At 68.2% G+C, this 25419-nt stretch carries 23 protein-coding genes; 7 read left to right on the forward strand and 16 right to left on the reverse strand.

Going from position 1 to position 25419, the window contains the following annotated elements; all coding sequences use genetic code 11:
- Window positions 1–32: 32 nt before the first annotated feature.
- The 6 genes from paaE to GBZ48_RS24595 all read right to left on the reverse strand — a co-directional run bounded on the left by paaE (window position 33) and on the right by GBZ48_RS24595 (window position 4866).
- Window positions 33–1112: a 1,2-phenylacetyl-CoA epoxidase subunit PaaE gene (gene paaE, locus GBZ48_RS24570; protein WP_174473419.1), complete on the reverse strand. Its 1080-nt coding sequence runs from the start codon at window positions 1110–1112 to the stop codon at window positions 33–35.
- A 44-nt stretch (window positions 1113–1156) separates the two neighbouring features.
- Window positions 1157–1678, reverse strand: a complete 522-nt coding sequence (gene paaD / locus GBZ48_RS24575; RefSeq protein ID WP_174473420.1) for a 1,2-phenylacetyl-CoA epoxidase subunit PaaD — start codon at window positions 1676–1678, stop codon at window positions 1157–1159.
- 7 nt (window positions 1679–1685) lie between these two features.
- Window positions 1686–2450 (reverse strand): 1,2-phenylacetyl-CoA epoxidase subunit PaaC, encoded by a 765-nt coding sequence (paaC, locus tag GBZ48_RS24580; RefSeq protein WP_174473421.1) that lies wholly within the window; start codon window positions 2448–2450, stop codon window positions 1686–1688.
- 15 nt (window positions 2451–2465) lie between these two features.
- A complete protein-coding gene (gene paaB / locus GBZ48_RS24585; protein ID WP_425486012.1) occupies window positions 2466–2756 on the reverse strand; it encodes a 1,2-phenylacetyl-CoA epoxidase subunit PaaB in 291 nt (96 codons plus the stop codon).
- A gap of 25 nt (window positions 2757–2781) precedes the next feature.
- Window positions 2782–3795 (reverse strand): 1,2-phenylacetyl-CoA epoxidase subunit PaaA, encoded by a 1014-nt coding sequence (paaA, locus tag GBZ48_RS24590; RefSeq protein WP_174473422.1) that lies wholly within the window; start codon window positions 3793–3795, stop codon window positions 2782–2784.
- Window positions 3796–4266: 471 nt separating this feature from the next.
- Window positions 4267–4866: a Crp/Fnr family transcriptional regulator gene (locus GBZ48_RS24595; protein WP_161957998.1), complete on the reverse strand. Its 600-nt coding sequence runs from the start codon at window positions 4864–4866 to the stop codon at window positions 4267–4269.
- Window positions 4867–5323: 457 nt separating this feature from the next.
- Between GBZ48_RS24595 and GBZ48_RS24600 the strand changes: the two genes are divergently transcribed.
- Window positions 5324–5542, forward strand: a complete 219-nt coding sequence (locus GBZ48_RS24600; RefSeq protein WP_146208013.1) for a hypothetical protein — start codon at window positions 5324–5326, stop codon at window positions 5540–5542.
- 99 nt (window positions 5543–5641) lie between these two features.
- Here the strand turns inward: GBZ48_RS24600 and GBZ48_RS36790 are convergent, their stop codons facing one another.
- From GBZ48_RS36790 to rimO, 7 genes are all read right to left on the reverse strand, one after another.
- A complete protein-coding gene (locus GBZ48_RS36790; RefSeq protein WP_174473424.1) occupies window positions 5642–7996 on the reverse strand; it encodes an ATP-binding protein in 2355 nt (784 codons plus the stop codon).
- Window positions 7997–8004: 8 nt separating this feature from the next.
- Window positions 8005–9186: an ABC transporter substrate-binding protein gene (locus GBZ48_RS24610; protein ID WP_211105882.1), complete on the reverse strand. Its 1182-nt coding sequence runs from the start codon at window positions 9184–9186 to the stop codon at window positions 8005–8007.
- Window positions 9187–9471: 285 nt separating this feature from the next.
- The gene (locus tag GBZ48_RS24615; RefSeq protein WP_174473425.1) at window positions 9472–9897 is read right to left on the reverse strand and encodes an OsmC family protein; all 426 of its coding nucleotides are present in this window, start codon (window positions 9895–9897) and stop codon (window positions 9472–9474) included.
- Between the two features lie 168 nt (window positions 9898–10065).
- On the reverse strand, window positions 10066–10317 hold the full coding sequence (locus GBZ48_RS24620) for a hypothetical protein (protein WP_014189516.1): 252 nt from the start codon (window positions 10315–10317) through the stop codon (window positions 10066–10068).
- A gap of 133 nt (window positions 10318–10450) precedes the next feature.
- Complete coding sequence (locus GBZ48_RS24625; protein WP_174473426.1) at window positions 10451–10618, reverse strand: hypothetical protein; 168 nt, start codon at window positions 10616–10618, stop codon at window positions 10451–10453.
- A gap of 70 nt (window positions 10619–10688) precedes the next feature.
- Window positions 10689–11048: an HNH endonuclease gene (locus tag GBZ48_RS24630; protein ID WP_174473427.1), complete on the reverse strand. Its 360-nt coding sequence runs from the start codon at window positions 11046–11048 to the stop codon at window positions 10689–10691.
- A 30-nt stretch (window positions 11049–11078) separates the two neighbouring features.
- Complete coding sequence (gene rimO / locus GBZ48_RS24635; RefSeq protein WP_174473444.1) at window positions 11079–12398, reverse strand: 30S ribosomal protein S12 methylthiotransferase RimO; 1320 nt, start codon at window positions 12396–12398, stop codon at window positions 11079–11081.
- A gap of 486 nt (window positions 12399–12884) precedes the next feature.
- Between rimO and GBZ48_RS24640 the strand changes: the two genes are divergently transcribed.
- Window positions 12885–13337 carry a MarR family winged helix-turn-helix transcriptional regulator gene (locus GBZ48_RS24640; RefSeq protein WP_174473428.1) on the forward strand — a complete coding sequence of 151 codons (453 nt, stop codon included), beginning with the start codon at window positions 12885–12887 and terminating at the stop codon, window positions 13335–13337.
- A 37-nt stretch (window positions 13338–13374) separates the two neighbouring features.
- Here GBZ48_RS24640 and GBZ48_RS24645 read toward each other — a convergent pair whose 3' ends face one another.
- The 3 genes from GBZ48_RS24645 to dnaE are packed head-to-tail and all read right to left on the reverse strand — an operon-like array spanning window position 13375 to window position 18723.
- Window positions 13375–14334: an acetyltransferase domain-containing protein gene (locus GBZ48_RS24645; RefSeq protein WP_174473429.1), complete on the reverse strand. Its 960-nt coding sequence runs from the start codon at window positions 14332–14334 to the stop codon at window positions 13375–13377.
- Window positions 14331–15218 carry a hypothetical protein gene (locus GBZ48_RS24650; RefSeq protein ID WP_174473430.1) on the reverse strand — a complete coding sequence of 296 codons (888 nt, stop codon included), beginning with the start codon at window positions 15216–15218 and terminating at the stop codon, window positions 14331–14333. The genes GBZ48_RS24645 and GBZ48_RS24650 overlap by 4 nt, the downstream gene beginning before the upstream one ends.
- A 13-nt stretch (window positions 15219–15231) precedes the next feature.
- Window positions 15232–18723 (reverse strand): DNA polymerase III subunit alpha, encoded by a 3492-nt coding sequence (gene dnaE, locus GBZ48_RS24655; protein ID WP_174473431.1) that lies wholly within the window; start codon window positions 18721–18723, stop codon window positions 15232–15234.
- A 136-nt stretch (window positions 18724–18859) separates the two neighbouring features.
- Between dnaE and GBZ48_RS24660 the strand changes: the two genes are divergently transcribed.
- The 5 genes from GBZ48_RS24660 to ggt all read left to right on the forward strand — a co-directional run bounded on the left by GBZ48_RS24660 (window position 18860) and on the right by ggt (window position 25337).
- Entirely contained in the window at window positions 18860–19516 is a 657-nt protein-coding gene (locus GBZ48_RS24660) for a hypothetical protein (RefSeq protein ID WP_174473432.1), read from the forward strand.
- Window positions 19517–19618: 102 nt separating this feature from the next.
- On the forward strand, window positions 19619–20500 hold the full coding sequence (locus tag GBZ48_RS24665; protein WP_174473433.1) for an EamA family transporter: 882 nt from the start codon (window positions 19619–19621) through the stop codon (window positions 20498–20500).
- A gap of 193 nt (window positions 20501–20693) precedes the next feature.
- The gene (locus tag GBZ48_RS24670; RefSeq protein WP_174473434.1) at window positions 20694–22961 is read left to right on the forward strand and encodes a hybrid sensor histidine kinase/response regulator; all 2268 of its coding nucleotides are present in this window, start codon (window positions 20694–20696) and stop codon (window positions 22959–22961) included.
- A gap of 98 nt (window positions 22962–23059) precedes the next feature.
- Window positions 23060–23371, forward strand: coding sequence for a YgaP family membrane protein (locus GBZ48_RS24675; protein WP_174473435.1), 312 nt, complete (start codon window positions 23060–23062; stop codon window positions 23369–23371).
- A gap of 193 nt (window positions 23372–23564) precedes the next feature.
- Window positions 23565–25337 carry a gamma-glutamyltransferase gene (ggt, locus tag GBZ48_RS24680; RefSeq protein WP_174473436.1) on the forward strand — a complete coding sequence of 591 codons (1773 nt, stop codon included), beginning with the start codon at window positions 23565–23567 and terminating at the stop codon, window positions 25335–25337.
- Window positions 25338–25419: the final 82 nt, after the last annotated feature.

Consider the following 25419-nt stretch of genomic DNA (forward strand, 5'->3'; position numbering starts at 1 on the left):
TTCCTTTTTCTCGTTGATTTGGCGGCGTCGGATCAGGCTGCGTCGAAGTCGATGACGACCCGCTCGGTCAGCGGGCGCGACTGGCAGGTCAGGACATAGCCGGCCTCGATCTCCCACGGTTCCAGCGAGTAGTTCTCGGCCATCTCGACCTTGCCTTCGCGGACCTTGGCCCGGCAGGTGCAGCAGACGCCGGACTTGCAGGAATAGGGCAGGTCGGCGCCATGCCGGTGGGCGGCCTCGAGGATGCTTTCGCCGTCATAGGGCAGCGTGAATTCCTTGCGCTTGCCGTCCTGAAGAACAGCGATGGTGGCGGCATCGGTGGGGCTGTCGGTTGGTGCCTTCCTCACGGCGGGCCGCGCGGCGGTCGTGGTGCCGAACAGTTCGACATGGATGTTGGCAGCCGGCGTGCCGCAGTCGGCCAGCGCGTCGCGCACCTCCTCCACCATCGGCTGGGGGCCGCAGAGGAAGGCAGCGTCGATGTCTTCCGCCTTCAGCGGGCCGGCGCAGAGTTCGCGCACCAGAGCGGCGCCGATGCGCCCGCCCAGCAACCCGGCCTCTTCCGGCTCTCGGCTCAGCACATGGTGGATGACCAACCGGCCGATATAGCGGTTCTTCAGGTCTTCCAGTTCCTCCCGGAAGATGATGGAGGAGACGGTGCGGTTGCCGTAGACCAGCACGAAACGGCTCTTCGGCTCCTGCGCCAGCACGGTCTTCAGGATCGACATCACCGGGGTGATGCCGCTGCCGGCGGCGAAGGCGACATAGGTGCGGGCGGCGTTGGGATCGATGGGCGTATGGAAGCGCCCCATCGGCGTCATCACCTCCAGCACGGCGCCCGGCGCCAGCGACTGGTTGGCATGGGTGGAGAACAGACCGCCGTCCACCTTCTTCACCGCCACCCGCAACTCGCCGTCGCCTGCGCCGGAGCAGATGGAGTAGGAGCGCCGCACCTCCTCGTCGCCGATGCGGGTCTTGAGGGTGAGGTACTGGCCCTGGACGAAACGGAAGCGGTCGGCGAGATCGGCCGGCACGTCGAAGGCGATCGACACGGTGTCCGCGGTCTCCCGGCGGCACTCGCGGATGGTCAGCGGGTGGAAGCTGGGGCTGGTCATGGGGTCCGTCCTTGCGGCGCGGAGGGGTCCTCCGCCGAAGCCGCTCAATGGCATTTGAACACGTCGAACGGTTCGAGGCAGGCGTTGCAGGCGTGCAGCGCCTTGCAGGCGGTGGAGCCGAAGCGGCTGATCTGGCGGGTGTCCGTAGAGCCGCAGCGCGGGCAGGCGATCACCTCGTCCGGAGCGGTCAGGGCGCGCTTGCCGGACTGCGGCGGCGGGACGATGCCGACCTCGGCCAGCTTTTCCCGGCCGGCGTCGCTGATCCAGTCGGTCGTCCAGGGCGGGGCGATCACCACCGAGACGCGGGCGTCGAGGCGCGCGCGGGCCAGCGCGGTTTCCGCCTCCAGCACGATGACGTTGGTGGCGGGGCAGCCGGAATATGTGGGGGTCAGGGCCACCGACAGACGGCCGTCCGCATCGGCCGAGACGGCGCGGACGATGCCGAGATCGACGATGCTCAGCACCGGAATCTCCGGATCCATCACCCCGGCCAGAGCATCCCAGGCGGCCTTCACGACCGCATCGGCGCCCGGTTCCGGTCCCCAGCAGCCTGCTGCATCCGGCATCTCGCCCTCACCAGTTCGCGTCGGGATAGGCGCGCGGCAGGAACTGCATCTCGGCCAGCAGATAGCCCAGATGCTCGCTGTGCTCGCCGCGGCGGCCGCCCTTCTGCATCCAGCCGTCGGCCGGGCGGTCGAGCGTGGCGTCATTCAGCACCGCCTCGACGCGGGCGGTCCAGGCGGCCTTCAGCTCGGCCGGGTCGGGGACGATGCCGGCGGCGACCAGCGCCTGTTCGGACTCGTCGCGCTCGACCATTTCGCCGGTGTAGGGCCAGAGCCGGCCCAGCGCGTCGGCGACCTTGGCATGGCTGATTTCGGTGCCGTCGCCCAGCCGCACCAGCCAGTCGCCGCTGTGGCGGACATGGTAGCGCACCTCCTTCACCGCCTTGGCGGCGATGCCGGCCAGCGTCTCGTCCGTCGAGGCGCAGAGCCGCCCGTACAGCTCCACCGCCCAGGCGTCGTGCAGGAACTGGCGGACGATGGTGTGGCCGAAGTCCCGGTTGGGCTGCTCGACCAGCAGGTGGTTGCGGTAGTCGAAGACGTCGCGGCGGTAGGCGAGGCGGTCCTCGTCGCGGCCCTTGCCTTCCAGCTCGCCGGCATAGGTCAGCAGCATGCGGGCATGGCCGACGAGGTCGAGCGCGACGTTGGTCAGCGCGATGTCCTCTTCCAGCTCCGGTGCATGGCCGCACCATTCCGACAGACGGTGCCCGAGCACCAGCGAGGTGTCGCCCAGCCGCAGCGTGTAGCCGAACAGGGCCTCCTTGAGATCCGTGCTCATCAGATGGTCTTCCGGCTAGATGTTCTTCACGTCGGCGGGGATGTCGTAGAAGGTCGGGTGGCGGTAGACCTTGTCGTCGGCCGGGTCGAACAGGCTGGCCTTGTCCGTCGGGTCCGACGCCGCGATGCTGGCGGCCGGGACCGCCCAGATGCTGACGCCCTCGCCGCGGCGGGTGTAGACATCGCGGGCGTTGTCCAGCGCCATGCGGGCGTCGGCGGCGTGCAGGCTGCCGACATGCTTGTGCGACAACCCGTTCTTCGGCCGGATGAAGATCTCGAACAGCGGCCAGTCTTTACGATCCATCATTGTCTCTTCCCTCGGATTTCTTGGCTCAGCCGGCCTTCTTCAGGGCGCGCTGCCGGCGTTTGGCGGCATGGGCGACGGCCGCCTCGCGGACCCAGGCGCCATCGTCCCACGCCTTGCGGCGGGCCTCGATGCGCTCGCGGTTGCAGGGGCCGTTGCCCTTCAGGATCTCGTTGAACTCGGTCCAGTCGATGGCGCCGAATTCGTAATGGCCGGTCTCGGCGTTGAGGCGCAGCTCCGGGTCCGGGATGGTCAGGCCGAGGAACTCCGCCTGCGGCACCGTGGCGTCGACGAAGCGCTGGCGCAGCTCGTCGTTGGAGAAGCGCTTGATCTTCCAGGCCATGTTCTGCGACGAGTGGGCCGACTGCTCGTCGGACGGGCCGAACATCATCAGCGACGGCCACCACCAGCGGTTCAGCGCATCCTGCGCCATCCGCTTCTGCTCAGCCGTGCCCTGGGCCAGCGCCAGCATCAGCTCGTAGCCCTGGCGCTGGTGGAAGCTCTCCTCGCGGCAGATGCGGACCATGGCGCGGGCATAGGGACCGTAGGAGCAGCGGCAGAGCGGCACCTGGTTCATGATCGCCGCGCCGTCGACCAGCCAGCCGATGGCGCCGATGTCGGCCCAGGTCGGGGTCGGGTAATTGAAGATGCTGGAATATTTGGCCTTGCCCGACAGCAGCTGGCCGATCAGCTCGTCGCGCGACACGCCCAGCGTCTCGGCGGCGCTGTAGAGGTAGAGGCCGTGCCCGCCCTCGTCCTGCACCTTGGCCAGCAGGGCCACCTTGCGGCGCAGCGTCGGCGCGCGGGTGATCCAGTTCCCTTCCGGCAGCATGCCGACGATTTCCGAATGGGCGTGCTGCGAGATCTGGCGGACCAGCGTGCGGCGGTAGCCGTCGGGCATCCAGTCGCGCGGCTCGATCTTCTCCTCGGCATCGACGCGCTCCTGGAAGCGGCCCTGGAGAGCGGCCTCCTGCTCCGTCACCAGCCGGGGAGACGGTTGAGCGCCCTGCTCGGTCTTGGCATCCAAACCCTGCGTGTACATCGGCATCCCCGAGATGGATTGCGCGTCCAGCGAACAATTTCTGAAGGAAAAATATGATACAGATCAACGAGTGTAAAGGGGAATTGTGTGTCGCTTTAGGGGCGGGGCGTTGGGATCGCAGAAAAGCGTTTTATAACAAGGAATTGATTTGAAAATCCCGAGCGCATGCCGGGGTGGTCCGCATGACGGATGGACGCATGAATCCCGCCACCGATACACCGGAGCTGCGGTTTTGCAGATTTTGTGCGGCGCAGAAAAGGCTGGTCGGGCAGGGAGGACGGCTGTCGGGCCAATAACCGACCCTGGCGATGCGGAATGGGCGCGGCGGCACGCATCGGTCGGGCGCAGGCGTCCCGCCAGGAGCCGCTCCGCCGGGTGGGGGAGGGCTCTGCTGACGGGGAACTGCAACGCTAGCGGATCGGGGGACGAAGCCGCGGCTTCGGGTGGATTTGAACGGCCGAAGCCAGCGCCTTACGCGCCGGCGCCGGAAAAGGTGCGCTCCAGGCGGCGGGGGGCGCGGATCAAATGAAGGTACAGCTCGTCGAACTGCCCGACGGAGGCAAGCTGGCGCACGTCGTTGACGGTGATGCGCTGGCCGTTCACTTCGATCAGGCCGCTGTCACGCAGCCGGCGCAGGGTCCGGTTGATGTGGACGATGCTCAGACCCAGCGCGTCGGCCAGGATCTCCTGCGTCACCGGCAGGACGAAATGGCCGTCGGTCACCATGTTGACGATGCTGAGGCGGCGCAGAAGCTCGACCAGCAGGTGGGCGGTGCGTTCCAGCGCCGTCCGCCGGCCCAGGCTGAGCAGCCGTTCGGCCAGGATCGCCTCCTCCCGTGCGCCGGACCAGGCGAGCGCCGCGGCGAGGCGCGGGAAGGAGCGGAACATCTCGCCGATCCGCTCCGGCGGAAAGCTCGCCACCTCGACCTGGGTCAGGGTGGTGACGCTGTGGTCGGCGGATTCGAACAGCGTGCAATACATGCCGATGATGTCGCCCGGCAGGACGAAGTTTACGACCTGACGCCGGCCGTCGGGCAAGGCCTTGTGGCGGATTGCCCAGCCATCCCGCATGATCCGCACGTCCCGATATCTTTCACCCTGTTGGAGTAGATCGGTTCGCGGTGACACTCGAGCAATTGTCCTTTCCAAATCGGTAAGGTACAACTTCTCCTCATCCGACAGGATGAGGTAGCTGCTCAATTTAAGCCACAATGGAGTGGGCTCTAGGGCGCGGCTCGCCGGTGCGCGAGTCATGGTCGTCTTTGCCTTCTTTGTCCTAATATTGGCGCTTTGATAAACGGACGCGCAGTTGACCCGGTTCCGCGTGAGCTCGAACGTTTAGGGTTTTCGGCAAAGGTGGCCACAACATAGGTTAATCAGCCAAATATTTTTCTCGAACGGTCTGTGACGCGCGGCCGACCATGGTGTTGTTCCATATGCAATTGGACGTACCGGCAGCATGGCTGGACGGTAAGCATCATCCAATCACACGGGGGGCATGATGACGGCGGAGGATGGAGCGGCGGGGATGGCCGCTCTCTCGATTTGTGAATCGTTGGTGATCGCCATGGTCGAAAAGGGCCTCCTGACGGTGGAGGAGGCCCGGGGCGTGCTTGAGGATGCGGCGGCGGCTCATCTGCGGCAGGAGACTGCCGGATTGGCGGACGGGTATCAGCAAAGTGCCGTGCGGGCGATAGAACGGCTGGTTCTGCAGGTGGACGCGGCGGGGCAATCCGGCCGAAGATGACATGAAGCGGCGCGTCGGCCCACTCGAACCGGCTCAATCGGTCAACCGGCCCAATCGGTCAACCGGTTCGAGTGGGCCGGTTCGAGTGGCCCGGCGCGATCAGCCTGGCAGGATGACCGGATTGCGCCGGCTGCCGGTCTTCCGCCCATCCTCGGTTCCGGTCCGCTCCAGAACAGCGTCGCTCAGCAGTTGCGCGACTTCCTTGGCGGCGATGGGCTTGTGCAGGATGCGGTAGCCGCTGGCTTCCGCGTCGGCGATGCGCTGCGGTGCGGTGTCGCCGGTCAGAACCACACTGGTCGGAACCGCGAAGCCCCGGCCGCGCAGGGCGACCTCCACAGCCTGGATGGCCTGCAGGCCGGTGGCCCCTGCCTCCAGCCGGTAATCGGCGATCACCAGATCGGGCGGGCGGTCCTGGCCGCTCAGCAGGCGCAGCGCATGGCCGGCGCTGTCGGCCGCGGTCACCCCCCAGCCGAAATCCTCGATCAGCATGGTCAAGCCTTCGCGGACCAGCGGGTCGTCGTCGATGACCAGGGCGGTGCCGCGTCCCGGTTCCGGCGCCTGTTCGGCCAATGCGGGGGCGGACGGCGCCTCGATGGCCGCCAGAACGGGGGCGGGGATCTCCAGCGTGAAGCAGGACCCCTTGTTCGGCCGGGAGGTGACATGCACGCGGTATCCCAGCAGCCGCGCCAGCCGGTCGACGATGGCCAGCCCCAGCCCCAGCCCCTTGCCGCGGTCGCGGGTGGGGTTGGAGACCTGATAGAACTCGTGGAAGATCCGCTCCAGATGTTCGGGCGGGATGCCGATGCCGGTGTCGTAGACCTGGATGCGCAGAACCCCGCGGGCATGGCGGCAGCCCAGCAGGATGCGGCCATGGTCGGTGTAGCGCAGCGCGTTCTCCACCAGATTGCGGATGATCCGCTCCAGCAGTGCGGCGTCGGCGTTCAGCGTCACGCCGGTGGGAACGCTGCGGAAGGCGACCCCCTTCTCAGCGGCGCGCAGGCGGTACTCATCCTCCAGCCGCGCGAAGATGGTGCCGAGCGACACCGCCTGCACATTGGGGGACACCGTGCCGGCATCCAGCTTGGAGATGTCGAGGATGGCGTCGAGCAGGCGGCACAGCGCGTCCATCGACGCCTCGATGCTGCCGACCAGGGATGCGGCGGGATGGTCGCCCAGCCGGATCGCCAGGGCCGAGGTCAGCAGGACCAGCGACTGCACCGGCTGGCGCAGGTCGTGGCTGGCGGCGGCCAGGAAATGCGTCTTGGCGGCGTTGGCGCGCTCCGCCACCATCAGCGCCATCACCGCTTCCTGGCGCGAGCGTTCCGTCTCGTTGCGGGCGCTTTCCGCCTCGGCGCGGGCCTGCTCGGCGCGCTCGGCCAGCGTGCGCTGGATGGTGATCTCCTCCGCCGCGCGCATCTCGCGGTCGCGCTGGATGCCGGCGATGTGGTCCAGCATGGCGTTGAAGCCGCGCGCCAGGGCGGACACCTCGTCGTTGCCGCGGACTTCGGCGCGCTGGCCGGTGAAGCCGTCGGTGGCGATGGCCCCGGCCAGCCGCTCCAAGTCGCGCAGGGAGCGGGTCATGTGGTTGCCGACGGCGCGGCTGCCGACATAGATCGCCAGCAGCGCGGCCAGCCCCACCATCCCATAGGCGGGCAGCATCCAGGACAGCAGCGCCGATGTCGGCGTTTCCGGCGCCTCCAGCCGCAGGGTCAGCCCCAGCGAGGCCAGCCGTTCCGGCACGGTCAGCGGCACCGTCACCGCCATCATGTCGGGCGGTGGCGGCTTCGGTGCATCGCCGGCGTAGAGAAGTTCCGCCTCCGGGTGCAGCACCAGGAAGTCGAGCGGCACCTTGTAGAGCAGCGCCCCTTCCGGAGACATGGTGCGTGAATAGATCAGCATCTCCGCCGCCAGCAGGAACTGCGTGTCGCCCTGCTGGACCACCCGGGCGGCCGGCTTGCCGGCGGCGATGGCGGCGCGCAGCCAGGCCATGTCGGCCGGCGCAATCGCCAGCGGGTCGGCATGGCGGCCGTTGTCGGCGATCGGATCCCCTTCGAAGTCGGTGAAGACCAGGGCGACCGGAACGCTGGCGATGTGGTTGAAACTGCCCAGGAAGGGGATCAGGTAGTTTTCCTTGCCGGCGGAATCGACCAGCGCGGTGGCGAGCATGCTGTTGTCCGCCAACTCGCGCACCGTGGTCACCAGCGTGTTCAGCAGTCCTTCGGTCTGGCGGGCGGCGAGGCTGGCGTTGGCCTCCACATTGGCATGGTGCTGGCGGGCCAGATGGCGGCTGGACACCACATACAGGCTGGCGCCGATCAGGATGGCGATCAGCACGCCCAGCATCAGCGACACCAGCGCGAAGCGGCGCGCCAGACGGCCGGAGGTCAGCATCCGTTGCGCGGTGCGCGGGACGGTGCCGTAGGCTGGCGGATCGAGGGGGGTGGGATCGGTCATCCGTGTCCTCAATCCACCGGGACCAGCACGCCGTCGGTGCGGAACCGTGCCATCAGCAGGTCGTCGGACCCAAGCGCCTCGTGCCGGCCGGGGGCGAAGGGGCGGTCGAAGTCGCGGATCACGCCGCGATAGGGGCCGACCTGCTCCAGCGCGTCGCGCACCGCGGTGCGGTCGGTGGTGCCGGCACGGTCGATGGCCAGCGCCAGGATGCGGGTCAGATCATAGGCATGCAGGAAGCCCACCGGCGACACGATGTCCTCCGGCCGGCGGATGCCGAACAGCCGCCCGGCGGTCTCCAGCACCGGGGCCAGCCGGTCCGGCGGGATGCGGAGGGGGCTGACCGTCTGGATCACGGTGAAATCGACCTCGCTGAGCGCCGGTCCGGCCTGTCCGACGAAGTCGCCGCCGGTGACGCCCCAATGGCTGAGGATCGGCAGCCGCTGCTGCGCCGGCAGGGCGGCCACCTCTCGCACCAGCACGGCGGCCTCGTCGTCGTTGGCGACCAGCAGGATCGCCTGGGCGCCGGCCTCGGCCAGCGCCTGATACTTGTCGAGCAGCGAGCGGTCGCGCCAGTTGTACCAAGCGGTGCCGGCCAGATCCGGGACCTTGTGGCTGGCGAGATGGCGGTTGGCGGCCTCCAGGTTGGAGCGGCCCCAGGCGGTGTTGGTCAGCAGCAACCCGACACGGGTCAGGCCGCGGTCGGCGGCGCGCTTCAGCAGGAAGGGCATCGCCAGGCTGTCGCGCAGCGACAGGCGGAAGATGTAGTTGGGCTCCATGCCGTTGTCGACGATGGCGTCGGCCGACGACCAGGGCGCCAGGAACAGGGTGCGGGTCTGTTCCAGGACCGGCAGCTCCTCGATCACCACCGGGCTGAACCGGCCGCCGAACACGGCGATCAGATCGGGAATGGTGGCCAGTTCCCGGATGTTCTTGATGCCGCGGGCGGAGATCGACCGGTGTTCGCGCGTGATCAGCTCCAGCGGCCGGCCGCCCAGCACGCCGCCCTGTCGGTTGATGTCGTCGATGGCAGTCAGGATGCCGCGTTCGATGGCCTCGGCCGAGGTGCTGTTGGCCAGCCCGAATTCACCGTCCAGCGCCAGGATCACCGGCTCGCGGCCCAACTCTCCCGCCGTCTGGGCGGCCGCAGCCGTCGCCAGCGCCGCGAGCGGCAGCGCGAACAGAAGAAACATCGGCCGGCAAAGGCGAAGGACTGCGATGAACATTGACCGTCGTTCGATGGGATCGGCGGACGGAAGATGGGCTCCCGCACACGCAAGGCCGCACTATGGGTGGGCGGAAGCGGCGGGGTCAATCTGCCCTTCGGCAGAGCGGAAGGTTTGGAAGACATGAGGCACCGCGGCAGCTTTGCCGCCGGTGGCTCGCTGCATTATCTGCACCGGTACGCTTGCCGCCGCGGGACGCTTCCGGGGAAAGGCGCCGCCCGGCATTGGGCTGCGCCTTTCCTGCGGGACGGGTCAGAGAAGCCTGGCGGTCAGGCTGATCTGGGTGCCGGCCAACGCCTTCGACACCGGACAGTTTGCCTTGGCGCCGTTCGCCTGTTCCTGGAAGGTGGCCTCGTCGATGCCGGGGATTTCCGCCTCGCACTCCAGCTCGATCCGGCTGATGGCGAAGCCGGCGCCGGCCTTCTCAAGATGCACCTTGGCGGTGGTGTGGACACGGGTCGGCGTGTGGCCGGCCTGGGAGAGCCCGGCCGACAGCGCCATGGAGAAGCAGCCGGCATGCGCCGCCGCGATCAGCTCCTCCGGATTGGTGCCCTGGCCGTTCTCGAAGCGCGATGGGAAGGAGTAGCTGCCTTCGAAGGCGCCGCTGCCCAGCCGCATCTTGCCGCTGCCCGATTTGAGGTCGCCACGCCATTCGGCGTCCGATTGCCGCATCGCCATGCTGGTGTCTCCCTTTGAAGATCGTGGTTGGTCCGGCCGGCGGTGATCGGGGGGACCGCCATTGCGCGACCGGTCGGGCCTGACCTAGGGCAGGGGAGCGCCAGGGCCAGCCATATACCACCTCCGCGCCGCCCGCCGCCTGCCTGCCCTCATGCCGGGCATCAGGTGTCAGGCCTCCTGGACGGTCTCGATCTCCGACAGGTCCGACAGGCGGCGGGCCAGACGTTCGGTGCAGCGCACCTCCAGAATGCCGAAGCCGGCGTTGGGGGCGATGGCGTGGAGGTCGCCGGCCATGCCGTTCTCGCTGGCCAGCCGCCGCACCCGTTCCACCATCGCGTCGCGTTCCGGCCGCCCCGGACGCAGGCCCGGCAGCGGGCGGGTGAAGTGCAGCTTGTATCGCTTGAAGATCGAGGGGGCCATTCTTGTCACGGAAGCCGGGTCATGGGTGCGAAGTGGGGGCGGCCCCCCGGCATGAAGCCTGCGGATGCCGTCCCCCGGATCTCGCACAGGCCGGCGGTGCGATGCCAGCCTGAAAAGGCCGTATTCCGGCAGGCTACTTCTTCGGCTCGACATTCTCGGCGCCGGCGCGGGTGCCGCCGAAGCGGTCGGCGCCCTTGGCGTCGGGGGCGTCCGGCTTCTTGTGGTTGCCGGTGTTCTGCTCGCCTTCGGTATGGCGGACGGTCTCTTCGGTGTGGGGCTGCTTGTTCTGCTGGCCGGTCATCGGCGACGCTCCTTCTATATATAAGGTGTCTTCCGTTAACCGGATCGGGCCGCTTTGGTTTCAGGCGGCCTCACCGTTGCTGTGCGATCTGCTGGGCGATGGCTTGGGCCACGGCGATCCAGCGCTCCTCCTCGTCCGCTCCCTCCCCCTCGTCGCGCAACACGCGCAGGGGCGGCCAGACGCCGAGCCGGCTGGAGCGGCGCAGCGCGAAGAACCGGTCGAGTTCCTCGTCGGTCGGCAGGCGGTCGTTCTTGCGCTGGTTGCAGCGGCGGTGCGCCAGCACGACGTTGGTCGGATCGTCGATCCCGCCATAGGCCTGGGGGATCAGATGATCGAAGGTGGACTTCGCCCCCACCGGCCCGTCGCAGAAGAAGCAGCGCCCGCCCTGCTGGACATCCATCAGTCTGGCATCGTCCGGCGTGACGGGCATGGCGCTCTCCAGTCGGTCGACAAGCAGGGGTCAGAGGTCGCGCTCGACGCTGCCCCACAGGTCGTACTCGTCGGCATGCTCGATGGTGACGTCGACCATGTCGCCCGGCTTCAGGCCGGTCTCGCCGTTCAGGAAGACATTGCCGTCGATCTCCGGCGCGTCGGCATAGGAGCGGCCGATGGCGCCGTCCTCGTCGACTTCGTCGATCAGGACGCCCAGCGTATAGCCGACCTTCTGCTGGAGCCGCTCGGCGCTGATCGCCTTCTGCGTCTCCATGAAGCGCTCCCAGCGCTCCTGCTTGACCTCTTCCGGGACGGCGCCGGGCAGGTCGTTGGCGGTCGCACCCTCCACCGGCTCGTACTTGAAGCAGCCGACGCGGTCGAGCTGGGCCTCCTTCAGCCAGTCCAGCATGAACTGGAAGTCCTCCTCCGTCTCGCCGGGGAAGCCGGTGATGAAGGTGGAGCGCAGCACCAGATGCGGGCACTCGTCGCGCCACTTGCGGATGCGGTCCAGCTGCTTTTCCTGGGCGGCCGGGCGGCGCATCGCCTTCAGGACGGTGGGCGAGGCATGCTGGAACGGGATGTCGAGATAGGGGAGGATCTTACCCTCCGCCATCAGCGGGATGACCTCGTCCACATGCGGATAGGGGTAGACGTAATGCAGGCGGACCCACAGGTCGAAGTTCGCCAGCTCGTTGCACAGGTCGAAGAAGCGGGTGCGGACCTCGCGGTCGTACCATTTCTCCGTCTTGTACTTCACGTCGACGCCGTAGGCGCTGGTGTCCTGCGAGATGACCAGCAGTTCCTTGACGCCGGCGACCGCCAGCTTCTCCGCCTCGCGCAGGACCGAATGGATCGGCCGGCTGACCAGATCGCCGCGCAGGCTGGGGATGATGCAGAAGCTGCAGCGGTTGTTGCAGCCTTCGGAAATCTTCAGATAGGCATAGTGGCGCGGGGTCAGCCGCAGCCCTTCCGGCGGCACCAGATCGGTGAAGGGATTGTGCGTCGGCGGCACCGCCTCGTGCACGGCGCTGACCACCTGCTCGTACTGGTGCGGACCGGTGACGGCCAGCACGTCGGGGTGGATTTGCCGGATCATGTCCGATTCCACGCCCATGCAGCCGGTGACGATGACCCGCCCGTTTTCCTTGATCGCCTCGCCGATGGCGTCCAGCGACTCCTTCTTGGCGCTGTCGAGGAAGCCGCAGGTGTTGACCAGCACGACGTCCGCGCCGTCGTAGCTGGGGGAGATCTCGTACCCCTCCGCGCGCAGGCGGGTGAGGATACGCTCTGAATCGACGAGCGCCTTCGGGCAGCCGAGGCTGACGATGCCGACCTTCGGGGCGCCCATGGTCTGAGCGGCGGCCGGCGATGCGGACTTCGGAACGGGGGATGTGGTCATCGCGCGCGTATACCGCCGAATCGAAGATTACGCCAGTGAAACATGGCGACAAAGCCTGCAGGCATGGCCGCCATGCCCGTTTTGCCTGGAACTGCCGGGCCTTCGAGGTCTTTCGGCGCCTTGTCCATCCCTTCGTTCCTCCTTCGCTGGGCCCAAACCAATGCGACAATTTGCAACAAAAGGATGAAGTGTTCGATGTTCCGTTTTGTGTTCAACCACGCTAGTATGTATGACGATCTTATGATCGATGTGGCTGCCGCCTTGCAGCGATAGCCGCCAACCTTGTGATGCGCCAATCGTATAGCCACTAAACTTTATAGAGTGGAAAAAATGGACTTCGCAAAAGTGCGCGGTGTTGCTGCGGGCCGGATGTCGGTTCGGAGCAACGGGACGCTGGATCGGACGCCGATCGGAGCCGGAGCCATCGGAGCCACCATGGACTTCGCCGAACCGGATCGTGCGGGGGCCGCCTCGCCGCAGGCCATCGCCGACGTGATGCTGCAGATCTCCCACATTGCCGACAGCCTTGGCTATACCCATGGCCTGAAGCCGTCGCAATGGACGGCGCTCCGCTATTTCGCCGGGGCCAACAACAGCCAGCGCACGGTATCGGCGTTCGCCGATTTCCACGCCACGACCCGCGGGGCCGCCTCGCAGATGGTCGAGGTGCTGGTGGGCAAGGAACTGCTGGTCCGCGTGCCGGTTCCGGAGGACCGCCGCGTCACCCAGCTGCATCCCACGCCGAAGGCGCTGGAGCTGCTGCGTCACGATCCGCTGAACGACTTCGCGGGCATCATCGCCGCGCTGCCGGGCGAAGACCAGTACAAGCTGGCCGAAACGCTGACTAGCCTGCTGCGCGGCCTGCTGGAAAAGCGCCAGTCCGTCTGACTGCCGGCGTCTTTTAAGCGTTTGAGGCCGGCCGCCGTCAGGGCTTGCTGCAGGCCGCGACCGCCGCCTGCAATCCGCGCTGGTCGCGCTCGCTGAGGCGATTGGCGACGAAAGCCTCCCATAGTCCGTTTCGCGCCAGTTCGGATTGCACGCAGCCGCAGTTGGCAGTGCAGGTGGCCCTTGCCACACCGGCGCGCTCGCAGCTCGCCACGCAGGACGCCTGGAAACTGCGTATGGCGAGCGTTTCCGCCGGCATCAGCTGCGCCGCGGCCCAGGCGATCCCGAACAGCAGCGGCTGGTGCAGTAGATAGACGGCAAGGCTGTGCCGCCCGCCGAAGGCGAGCAGCCGCCCGGCGCGGCCGGTGACCCTTACCCCCTCACCCAGTCCAGGCCACAGCCGGCCAAGCCCGATCCCGGCCAGCACGCCGCCGATCCAGGGCAGAAGCGGCACGTAATCGTTGGAGTCTGGAGCCACGCTGGTCAGCCCGATCCAGCGCAGCCAGGGGCTGTCGAACAGCGGGAAGCCCTGGGTCGTCCCGACCAGCACCGCCGCTGCCGCCACCGCCAGCGTCACAACGGCAGGCAGGCGGACGAAGGCGAGACCGATGACGCTTGCCACCGCGATGTGGTGCAGCACGCCGAAGAAGATCGGGCTGTCGGGGAAGAGGGCATAGGACGCCGCCGACACCGCCGCGGCCCCGGCCGCCACCCGCCCCAGCCGGCGCAGAAAGCGTCCGGAATCGATCCCGTCGCGGCTCGCCAGCACCAGACCGATGCCGGCCAGCAGCAGGAAGCTCGACAGGATCACAGTGCGGGCGGCCAGCCACAGCGGATCGCCCAGCAAATCGAAGCCGGCAAGGCCGAAATAGGTGACGTCCCAACTGCCGTGATAGGCCGCCATCGCCACCAGCGCCAGCCCGCGCGCCACGTCGATTGCCGGGCGGCGCGAGGGCCGTTTTGCGAGGCTCTGCGCCGGTGTGACGCCGATTGCGCTCATGATCCGGCCATCCCCACCCCGAAAATCCAGCCTTCCTGCCGCCTTGCGGTGTCGTCCAATCCCGGCGGCGCCCAAGCGCGCGGGGCGTCGGCGAGCCAGCGCAAGCCGGCGGCCGACACCAGCGCATCGCTGTCATGGTCGCTGACCGTCCCGGTCCGCTCCAGCGGATGCGAGCCCAGCTGGCGTAACGCCTCGTCCATTTCTGCACCGTCGCGGATCTTGCGCTGGCCGAAGCCGGTCTGCTTCAGGAAAAGGCGCGGGTAGATCTCCACCATCACACTGGCGCCCGGTGCCGGGTCATCGAAGGGCCAGACCGCCAGCTGGCCGGGCAGGGCGTTGCGCAGGGCGCGCAGCACCCGCATGCCGGCCAGCGCGCCCTTGCCAACCTGACGCGAGCCGATCAGCTTGTAGGGGCTCTGCGGGTGGCCCAGCCCATCGGCTCGGCAGGCCCATTCGGTGGCGCGGTGCGGGTCCTCGTACCAGTCCGGCTGCGGCCCGCCATGCCAGAAGCCGACCCCGTGCAGCGGATGGCTGGCGAAGGGGCCGCCGCCGAAGTCGGGCTCCGCCGCGCAGATCTCCTCCACCGCGTCCCACAGGTCGAAGACGGTGGCCTCGCGTCCCGGAAAGCCGCGTGCCGCCACCGCGAAGGGCAGGGAGAAGGCGCAGTCGATTCCGACCAGCGCCGGTTCCTTCGGCAGTTCCGCACGCAGCCAGTCGAACACCGCCGTCCGCGACCACCAGCCGCCGGGGCCCTCTACCAGCCGGGGGGCGGCGTCGCCTGCGGCACAGTCCGCCACCGCGATGCCGGCGTAGCGCTTGGCCAGCGCGCCGGACCAGTCGATGGCGATGAAGCGCCCGAAGGCGGGCGCCGCCGTCCCGGTCACGATCCGGTCCCGATCAAAGCTCCGCCACCTCCACCACGCCCGGCACCGCCTTCAGGGCCGAGCGGCTCTGCGCGGTGATGGTGTAGCTGCCGGGCAGCTCGATCTCGATCTCCTTCAGCGGGTCGACCTCCACCAGCACATTGATGCGGCTCTTGCCGCGCGACAGCCGGTCCAGCGTGGCGCGCAGATGCTCGATCGGGCCGGGGTCGCGCAGGACGACGCGCAAGCCGGCGCTGACCGAGGCGACGGCCTCCTCCAGCGGCTTGATCTCCTGGCAGGTCAGGCGGATCTCTTCTCCGTTCAACTGGACGTCGACGGTCAGCAGAACCGCGTTGCCCGGCTCCAGCAGGGCGCGGTTGACCGCCAGGATTTCCGAGAACAGGGTGACCTCGTAGCCGCCGGCGGCGTCCGACAGCTCGACGAAAGCGAAGCGGTTGCCGGACTTTGAGGTCTTCTCCTTCTTCGACACGATGATGCCGGCCATCGCCCGGCGGGTCATGCCGCCGGCCTTGGCGACGTTCGCCAGATCGGCCGAGCGCACCACCTTCATGCGGCCGAGCGGGCCGGAATAGGCGTCGAGCGGGTGGGCCGACAGGTAGAAGCCGATGGCGCCGAACTCGTGCTTCAGCTTCTCCAGCGGCTCCCAGTCCTTGACCTTGGGCAGCTCCGGTTCGGGCAGGCCGCCGCCCCCGCCGCCAAACAGGTTGCCGATGCCGCTGTCGCGCTCCGCCGCTTCGGCCTGGGCGTAGCGGATGATGGTCTCGAGCGCGGCGTGGACCTGGGCGCGGTTGGGGTTCAGCCCGTCGAAGGCGCCGGCGCAGGCGAGATTCTCGAGCTGGCGCTTGTTGATGGTCTTCAGATCCAGCCGGCGGGCGAAGTCGAACAGGCTCTTGAAGGGGCCGTTCTTCCGCCGCTCCTCCACCACCGCGCGCATGGCGGGCTGGCCGACGCCCTTGACGGCGGCCAGCGCATAGCGTACCGCCTTGGTCCCGTCGGCCAGCTGCTCCACCCCGAAGATCGAATCGGATTTGTTGATGTCCGGGGTCAGCAGCCTGACGCGCAGCCGCGCCAACTCCTGGCGGAAGACGTTCAGCTTGTCGGTGTTGCCGAGGTCGAGCGTCATCGACGCCGCCATGAACTCCACCGGGTGGTTCGCCTTGAGATAGGCGGTGTGGTAGGCGACGAGCGCGTAGGCGGCGGCGTGGGACTTGTTGAAGCCGTAGCCGGCGAACTTCATGACCTGATCGAAGATCATGCTGGCCAGATCGGCCTTGACGCCGCGGGCCTCCGCCCCGTCGCAGAAGATCTTGCGCTGGTTGTCCATCTCCTCCTTGATCTTCTTGCCCATGGCGCGGCGCAGAAGATCGGCGCCGCCCAGCGAATAGCCGGACAGCACCTGGGCGATCTGCATGACCTGTTCCTGGTAGATCATGATCCCGAAGGTCTCCTTCAGGATGCCTTCCAGGCTGTCATGCATGTAGTCGGCTTTTTCCTCGCCGTTTTTCACCCGGATGTATTTCGGGATGTTGTCCATCGGGCCGGGACGGTAGAGCGACACCAGCGCGATGATGTCCTCCAGCCGGTTCGGCTTCAGCCGGCGCAGAACGTCGCGCATGCCCGAGCTTTCCAGCTGGAACACGCCGGTCGCCTCGGCGCGGCTGAGCAGCTGGTAGCTCTTCTCGTCGTCCAGCGGGACGGTGGTCAGGTCCGGCTTCTCGGGGATCAGGTCGACCGCGGTCTTCAGCACGGTCAGCGTCTTGAGGCCGAGGAAGTCGAACTTCACCAGGCCGGCCTGTTCGACATATTTCATGTTGAACTGGGTGACCGGCATGTCGGAGCGCGGGTCGCGGTAGAGCGGCACCAGCTCCTGCAAGGGCCGGTCGGCGATCACCACGCCGGCGGCGTGGGTTGAGGCGTGACGGTAGAGACCTTCCAGCTTCAGCGCGATGTCGATCAGGTGACGCACGGTGTCGTCGCCGTCGCGCGCCTGCCGCAGCATCTCCTCGCTGTCGAGCGCCTGTTGCAGCGTCACCGGGTTGGCCGGGTTGTTCGGCACCATCTTGCAGATCTTGTCGACCTGACCGTAGGGCATCTGCAGGACGCGGCCGACGTCGCGCAGCACGGCGCGCGCCTGGAGCTTACCGAAGGTGATGATCTGGGCGACGCGGTCGTAGCCATACTTGTTCTGGACGTAGCGGATGACCTCTTCGCGGCGGTCCTGGCAGAAGTCGATGTCGAAGTCGGGCATCGACACGCGTTCCGGGTTCAGGAAGCGTTCGAACAGCAGGCCGAAGCGCAGCGGGTCGAGGTCGGTGATGGTCAGCGCCCAGGCGACGACGGATCCGGCGCCCGACCCGCGGCCCGGCCCGACGGGAATGTCGTGGGTCTTCGCCCATTTGATGAAGTCCGACACGATCAGGAAATAGCCGGGGAATTTCATCTTGACGATGACGTCCAGCTCGAACTCCAGCCGCTCGAAATAGGTCCTGCGGGTCTCCTCCCGCTGCTCCGGCGTCATGTCGGGGGTGTAGACGACCTTCTCCAGCCGCTCTTCCAGGCCGGCGCGCGACTGGGCGCGCAACTCGTCGTCCTCGGTCCGGCCGCCTTCGCAGGCAAAGGGCGGCAGGATCGGCTTGATCGGCTTCAGCAGGAAGGAGCAGCGCCGGGCGATGGCGACGGTGTTGTCCACCGCCTCCGGCAGGTCGGCGAACAGCAGCCGCATCTCCTCCGCCGACTTGAAACGGTGGTCGGGGGTGAGGCGGCGGCGGTCCTCCTGGCTGAGATAGGCGCCCTCGGCGATGCACATCAGCGCATCGTGCGCCTCGTACATGTCGGCGGTGGCGAAATAGCAGTCGTTGGTGGCGACCAGCGGCAAGTCGTGGGCATAGGCGAGGTCGATCAGCGCCGGTTCGATGGCGTTCTCCGCCGCGGCGAAATGGCCGCGCCCGCCCTCGTGCCGCTGCAACTCGACATAGAGGCGGCCGGGGAACAGCCGCTTCAGCCGCTCCAGAACGTCGAGCGCCAGATCCTTCTGCCCCTCGTGAAGAAGCCGGCCGACCGAACCGCCGGGGCCGCCGGTCAGCGCTATCAGCCCGGCCGAATGGCCTTCCAGCGCGTCCAGCGTCACCTGCGGGCCGGCCAGCGGGTCCGACTCGAGGAAGGCCCTGGATACCAGCGCCGCGAGGTTGCGGTAGCCCTCCTCGTTCTGGCAGAGCAGGACGAGCTGGTCGGGGGTGGCCGCCGCCTTGCCGGGCAGGCCCGGTTTGGTCTGGGCCGGGCCGACGCGGGTGATGCCCAGCACGGTGCCGATGATCGGCTGCAAGCCGGCATCGGAGGCGGCCAGCGCGAATTCCAGGGCGCCGAACAGGTTGCCGGTGTCGGTGACCGCGACGGCCGGCATCTGCTGTTTCAGGCAGAGCTTGACCAGCTCCTTCACCTTGATCGCACCTTCCGACAGCGAATAGGCGGAATGGACGCGCAGGTGGACGAAGTCGGCGTGGGGCATGGCAACCGGGGGCTTGCTTGCTACAGGGCTCCTGGTTCTAGCACAGCCCGGACGGTTCCCGCGACGGTCGCGCGGGGGCATGCGAACGTGGTATGGAAGTGGCCGCAACACGTTCAGGGATGGGGAGGACGCCGCGATGGATCGGCAGCAACCTGCACCCGTCGTCCGACTGCGGCCGGCCCTGCGGGACCGCCGTGCCGTCCGGGCGGCGACGCCTTCGGCCCTGCTGACCGGGGCGCTGCTGACCGGGTTGGCGCTGGCACTGTCCGCCTGCGAGACCGTGCCGCCGCCGCCTACAGCGGCCCCACCCGCGGCCGGGCTGCCGGACGGGCCGTCCAAACCCTTCAGCTCCGGCAAGGGCTGGACCGTCACCATCCACACGCCCCCCGGCGGCAAGCCCTTCTGCGTTGCGGAGCGCGGCATCCCGGTCGGCCAGAACGCCGCCCCGCGCCTGAGCTTCCGCACCGCCGCCGCCGAATCGGGCTTCATCCTGTCGGGCTTCACCCCGTCCGACAGCGGGGCGACGGTGAAGCCCGGCGAGCGCTACGATCTGGCGGTGATGTCCGACCTGGGGCCGCGCCTGTCCTTGAGCGCCCGCGGCCTTCCCAACGGCAGCCTCTATGTCGCCGTGCCGACCAAGGGGTTCCTGGAGGAGATGGAGCCGCTCGCCCGTTCCCACCGCGTCAGCTTCCGCAGCAGCGGTCTGGGGGATATCGGCACGATGCTGCTGTCGGGATCGTCCTGGGCGATCAACGCATCGGACGAATGCCGGATCCTGCATGCGGAGTCGTGAGACCGGTTCCACTCGTGAGGCTGACGCGCAGGTCAGCCACGCAGGCCGCGTGCTCTGCCGCCGATTGACCGGTCCGGCGGGGCCCGTTTAGCCTTCGCGACCATGCGCGCTTCTCACATCCTGCTCGCCGTGGCGGTCGCCGCCGTCTGGGGCCTGAACTTCGTCGCGATCAAGGTCGGATTGCGCGATTTCCCACCGCTGCTGTTCTCCTGCCTGCGCTTCGCGCTGGCGGCGCTGCCGGTGGTGGTGCTGGGCTGGGGCAAGGGGCCGCCGGTGCCCTGGCGCTATGTCATCGGCATCGGCGTGATGCTGGGCGTGGTCAAGTTCCCGCTGCTGTTCCTGGGCATCGACGTCGGCATGCCGGCGGGGCTGGCCTCGCTGGTGTTGCAGGCGCAGGCCTTCTTCACCGCCATCTTCGCCGCCTTCGCGCTCGGCGACCGGCCGGGGCCGCGTCAGGTCGGCGGCATGGCCGTCGCCTTCGGCGGCGTCGGGCTGATCGCGCTGGAGATGCCGGCTGGCGACTCGCTGCTCGGCCTTGGGCTGACGCTGGCGGCGGCGGCGGCCTGGGGGGTGTCGAACATCGTGATGAAGCAGGCCAAGGCCCCCGACCTGTTCAGCCTGATGGTCTGGGTCAGCCTGATTCCGCCGCTGCCGCTGCTGGCGATGTCGCTGGCGCTGGAAGGGCCGGACCGCATCGTCCATGCCATCACCTCCCTGACACTGGTCGGAGTCGGCTCGCTGATCTACATCGCGGCAGGTGCGACCTTGTTCGGTTTCGCCGCCTGGGGCTTCCTGATGCGGCATTATCCGGCGAGCCTCGTCGCGCCCTTCTCGCTGCTCGTCCCTATTTTCGGCATGAGTTCCAGTGCCCTGCTGCTGGGCGAGACCTTCACCACGGCGAAGCTGGCCGGCGGGTTTCTGGTGTTCGCCGGGCTGGCGCTGTCTGTGCTGAGACTGCCGGCGCGGGTGCGGGCGCGGGCCTGAGCATAGGTCGTATGGGGCGGGATAAGGGCGGATCGGGAGCCGGCTGGAGGAACTAGCCGGGTCAAAGTCCTATTAAACTCGATGAGCTTGACGCGGCGCTATGGCGTCCGGATCATTCCGGTCGATAGTTGTGTCCCTAAACCATAGGCAAGCCTTGATCTCTTCCGATAGGACCGCGCAACCGAATGGGGGGATGCCGATTCCGCCGATCAGGCACTGGCAGGCTCATCTGCGCGCCAGCCGGCCCCTGCGCGTCCTGCTGCTGATCGGCGGGCTGTCGGTCGCCGTGCTGCTGGCGGCGACGGTCCAGTACATCGACAGCATGCGCGACCGCGAGATGGAAGGGGCGGAGCGCGAGCTGTCCACCCTGAACCTGTCGCTGGCGGAGCAGACGGCCAGCGCGACGCAGAGCGTCGATCTGGTGCTGACCACCATCATCGAGCAGCTGAAGTCGGACGGGATCGACACGCCGGAGGAGTATGCCCGCCGGATGGGCGGGCGCGACACCTACCAGATGCTGCGGGCGCGCATCACCGGCCTGCCGCAGCTGGATGCGGTGACGATGATCGCGGCAGACGGGCACCTGATCAACTTCTCGCGCTATTACCCGATCCCGCCGGTCAACGTGTCCGACCGGGATTACTTCGCCTATTTGCGCGACCATGACACCACTGCCCCCTTCATCAGCGAGCCGGTGCAGAACCGCGGCAACGGCAGCTGGACGGTCTATCTGGCCCGCCGCATCAGCGGCCGGGACGGCAGCTTCGTAGGGCTGGTGCTGGGCGCCATCGAACTGAGCTATTTCCAGAGGATCTACAAGGCGTTGCAGCCCGATGGCGACGGCAGCATCAGCCTGTGGCGCCGTGACGGTATCCTGCTGGCCCGCCATCCGGTGCTGCCGGACATCGGCCGGCCGCTGGGCCAGCGCCACTTCCTGAAGGTGTTGGAGCGCGCCAAGTCCGGCGTCTATTTCTCCTCCGGCGGGCTGAACGACGGCGCCCGTCTGGTGGCGACGCGGGCGCTGGCGGACTATCCGCTGGTGGTCAACGTGACGCGCAGGCTGGACGCCGTGCTGGACAAATGGCGGATCCAGGCCTGGACCATCGGCGCGGCAAGCGCCGTCGGCATCGCCGCGCTGCTGCTGTCGCTGTGGGCGCTGGCCCGCCAGTTCAGCGCGTACGAGGCGGCGACGCGGGCGACGGACGCCGCCCGCCGCGCCGTGGAGGGACGGGAACAGGCCGAACAGGCGCTGCGCCAGAGCCAGAAGATGGAGGCCATCGGCCAGCTGACCGGCGGCGTCGCCCATGATTTCAACAACCTGCTCCAGGCCATCGGCATCAACCTGCATGTCATCGACAGCCGCACCGACGACGAGCGCATCGCCGGCCCGGCCCGGCTGGCCTTGCAGGCGGTCGAGCGGGGCGCCACCCTGACCCAGCATCTGCTGGCCTTCTCGCGCCGGCAGCAGCTTCGCCCGGTCCCGGTCGATGTCGCGACGCTGGTGGAGCGCACCAGCCGCCTGCTCGGCCGCACGCTGGGCCAGTCGGTGCGGATCGAGACGGAGGTGGCGCCCGGCCTGTGGCCGGCGATGATCGACCCGACCCAGCTGGAAATGGCGGTGCTGAATCTGGCGCTGAACGCCCGCGACGCCATGCCCGGCGGCGGCACGCTGTGGATCCTGGCCGGCAACCGGACGGTGGCCGGCCCGGCGGCCGGTGAGCAGGCGATTGGCAGCCGGTTGCCGGGGGCCGGTCCGCTGCCGGTGCAGGTGGAGGGGCTGGCAGCCGGCGATTATGTGGTTCTGCGGGTGCGCGACACCGGCACCGGCATGGCCGCCGAGGTCGCCGCCCGCGCCTTCGAGCCCTTCTTCACCACCAAGGAGGTCGGGCGCGGCACCGGGCTCGGCCTCAGCATGGTGCATGGGCTGGCGACCCAGTCCGGCGGCGGGGTGGAACTGGACAGCCGGCCGGGGCTGGGCACCACGGTGACGCTCTATCTGCCGCGCGCCGAGGAGCAGCCGGCGGACGTGCCCACAGCGCCTCCGCCGCCGCCGGCCAAGGCGAGGGTGGCGGAAACGGTGCCGGTGGGCGTCGGCTGCGCCATCCTGCTGGTGGACGACGAAGAGCTGGTGCGCTCCGCCACCGCCAGCTATCTGGCCCAGGCCGGATTTGCGGTGCGCGAGGCGGCCGATGCGGCGGCGGCGCTCTCCCTGCTCGACCATGGGTTCCGGCCCGACGTGATCGTCACCGACCACATGATGCCGGGGATGACCGGGCTGGAGATGGCCCGCACCCTGCGTGCGCGCCAGGACGAGACGCCGATCCTGATGGTCACCGGCTATGCCGAGGATCTGACCTCCACCGCCGCGGCGCGCGAAGTGTCGCTGACCGTGCTGTCCAAACCGATAGAACCGTCGCGGCTGGTCCGCTCCATCCGCGACATGGCGTCGGTCGAGGGGTGACGGCAAGGCGACGCTTCCAGGATCCTTCCCAGGGAACCCGGGTGGGCATCGCGGCGTTGGAAGGGCGATCCCACTCCATTCCAGCCCCCGGAGAAGCCATGAACGCCCAATCCACGATCCGCAACGCCTATGACAGCGTCTTCGAAGGCAACACCAACCTCGGCATGGGCGAGCGCATCGTCTCGACCGGCCTCGGCCTTGCCGTCGCGGCGGGCGGCCTGCGCAAGGGCGCCAGCATTCCCGGCGCCATCATGGGACTGGTCGGCGCCGCGCTGGTCGCCCGCGGCATGAGCGGCCATTGCCCGCTCAAGGAGCGCCTGTCCGGCGACCACCAGGGCCGGCTGGGCCATGGCGGCTCCTATGGCGAGTCGCAGGCCGTCGACCATTCGCGCATGGCGGAAACTTACTGATCCGCAGCGCGACGGGTCCATCCGTTCACCGGATGTCGCATTCCATTCACGGGATTGCGCGACGCCATTAACCCTGATGGTGAATTGTTGGGCAGGCCAGCGACGGGGTGAAGACCGGGGACCGCGGGTGTGACATCCTGCGGGGCCCGGGCAGCAGCCCCCGACCTGACGTCCCGTTCAGGAGTTTCACCGCATGTGGTTCCCTGCTTTCCGATCCCGGTCCAGCATTGCGGCGGTGGCGGCGCTCTGCGTCGGCTCCGCCCTGGTGCTGCCGGTGCCGGCGCCCGCCCAGACCGTTTCGGCCCCGGCATCGGCTTCGGTCCGCTACGACCTCGGCTACAACATCTTCTATCCCGTCCGCAGCCAGAACGGGATGGTTGCCTCCGAGCACCGGCTGGCGACCGAGATCGGCGTCGACATCCTCAAGCGCGGCGGCAACGCGGTCGATGCGGCGGTGGCCGTCGGCTTCGCCCTGGCGGTGGTGCTGCCCAATGCCGGCAACATCGGCGGCGGCGGCTTCATGGTCGTGCATGACGCCAAGAGCGGCAAGGACGTCGCCATCGACTTCCGCGAGATGGCGCCGGCCAAAGCCTTCCGCGACATGTATCTCGACCAGCAGGGCAAGGTGGTCCCCGACCGGTCGCTCTATACCCATCTGGCGGTCGGCATCCCCGGCACCGTCGCCGGGCTGGCCCATGCGCTGGAAAAATACGGCACGATGACGCTGGCCGACGTGCTGGCCCCGGCGATCAAGCTGGCGCGCGAGGGGCATACCGTCACCCCGCAGCTCGCCGGTCTGCTGGAGGTCGAGCGCGACCATCTGGCCGCCTGGGACGCCACCCGCGCCATCTTCTTCAAGGACAACCGCCCGCTGACCGCCGGCGAGACGCTGGCCAACACCGATCTCGCCAACTCGCTGGAGATGATCGCGCAGCAGGGGCCGAAGGCCTTCTACGAGGGCGCCATCGCCGACAGGATCGCGGCCGAGATGTCTCACCACGGCGGCTATATCACCAAGGACGACCTGAAGGCCTACAAGGTGGTGGAGCGCGAGCCGGTCAGCGGCAGCTATCGCGGCTATACCGTCAAGTCGATGCCGCCGCCCAGCTCCGGCGGGACGCACATCATCCAGATGCTGAACATCCTGGAGCGCTGGCCGCTGAAGGAGTACGGCCCCGACAGCGCCCGGTCGATCCACCTGATGGCGGAGGCGATGAAGCTGGCCTATGCCGACCGCTCCGAATATCTGGGCGATCCCGACTTCACCAAGGTGCCGGTGAAGGGCCTGACCTCGCGCAAATACGCCGACGAGCTGGCGGCGAAGATCGATCCCGAGAAGGCGACCCCGGCCGGCAGCATCAAGCCCGGCAAGCCGGCGCCCTACGAGAGCGACCAGACCACCCATTTCTCGGTGGCGGACAACCAGGGCAACGTCGTCAGCACCACCTACACGCTGAACCTCAATTTCGGCAGCGGCATCGTCGCCGAAGGCACCGGCATCCTGTTGAACAACGAGATGGACGACTTCTCGGCGAAGCCGGGCGTGCCCAACGCCTTCGGTCTGGTCGGCGGCGACGCCAACGCCGTCCAGCCCTACAAGCGGCCGCTCAGCTCGATGTCGCCGACCATCGTGCTGAAGGATGGCAAGCCCTGGCTGGTCACCGGCAGCCCCGGCGGCAGCCGCATCATCACCACCACCATGGAGACGGTGATCGACCACATCGATTTCGGCATGAACCCGGCCGAGGCCGCCGCCCTGCCGCGCGTCCATCACCAGTGGACCCCCGACGAGCTGCGGGTGGAGAAGGGCCTCAGCCCCGACACCGTCCGCCTGCTGGAGCAGATGGGCCACAAGGTGGCGGTGAAGCCGACGATGGGCCGCACCCAGACCATCCAGCTGCGCGAGGACGGTCTGTACGGCTTTTCCGACCCGCGCAATCCCGACGGCATGACGCTGGGATATTGAGCGGAGCAACCTGGGAGGGGATTGGCCGGAGGGCAGTGAGCGGAAGGGAAGAAGGGCGCTCGGCGCCGGCCGGGCGTCACAA

The organism is Azospirillum melinis (assembly GCF_013340935.1).
Taxonomy (GTDB): Bacteria; Pseudomonadota; Alphaproteobacteria; order Azospirillales; family Azospirillaceae; genus Azospirillum; species Azospirillum melinis.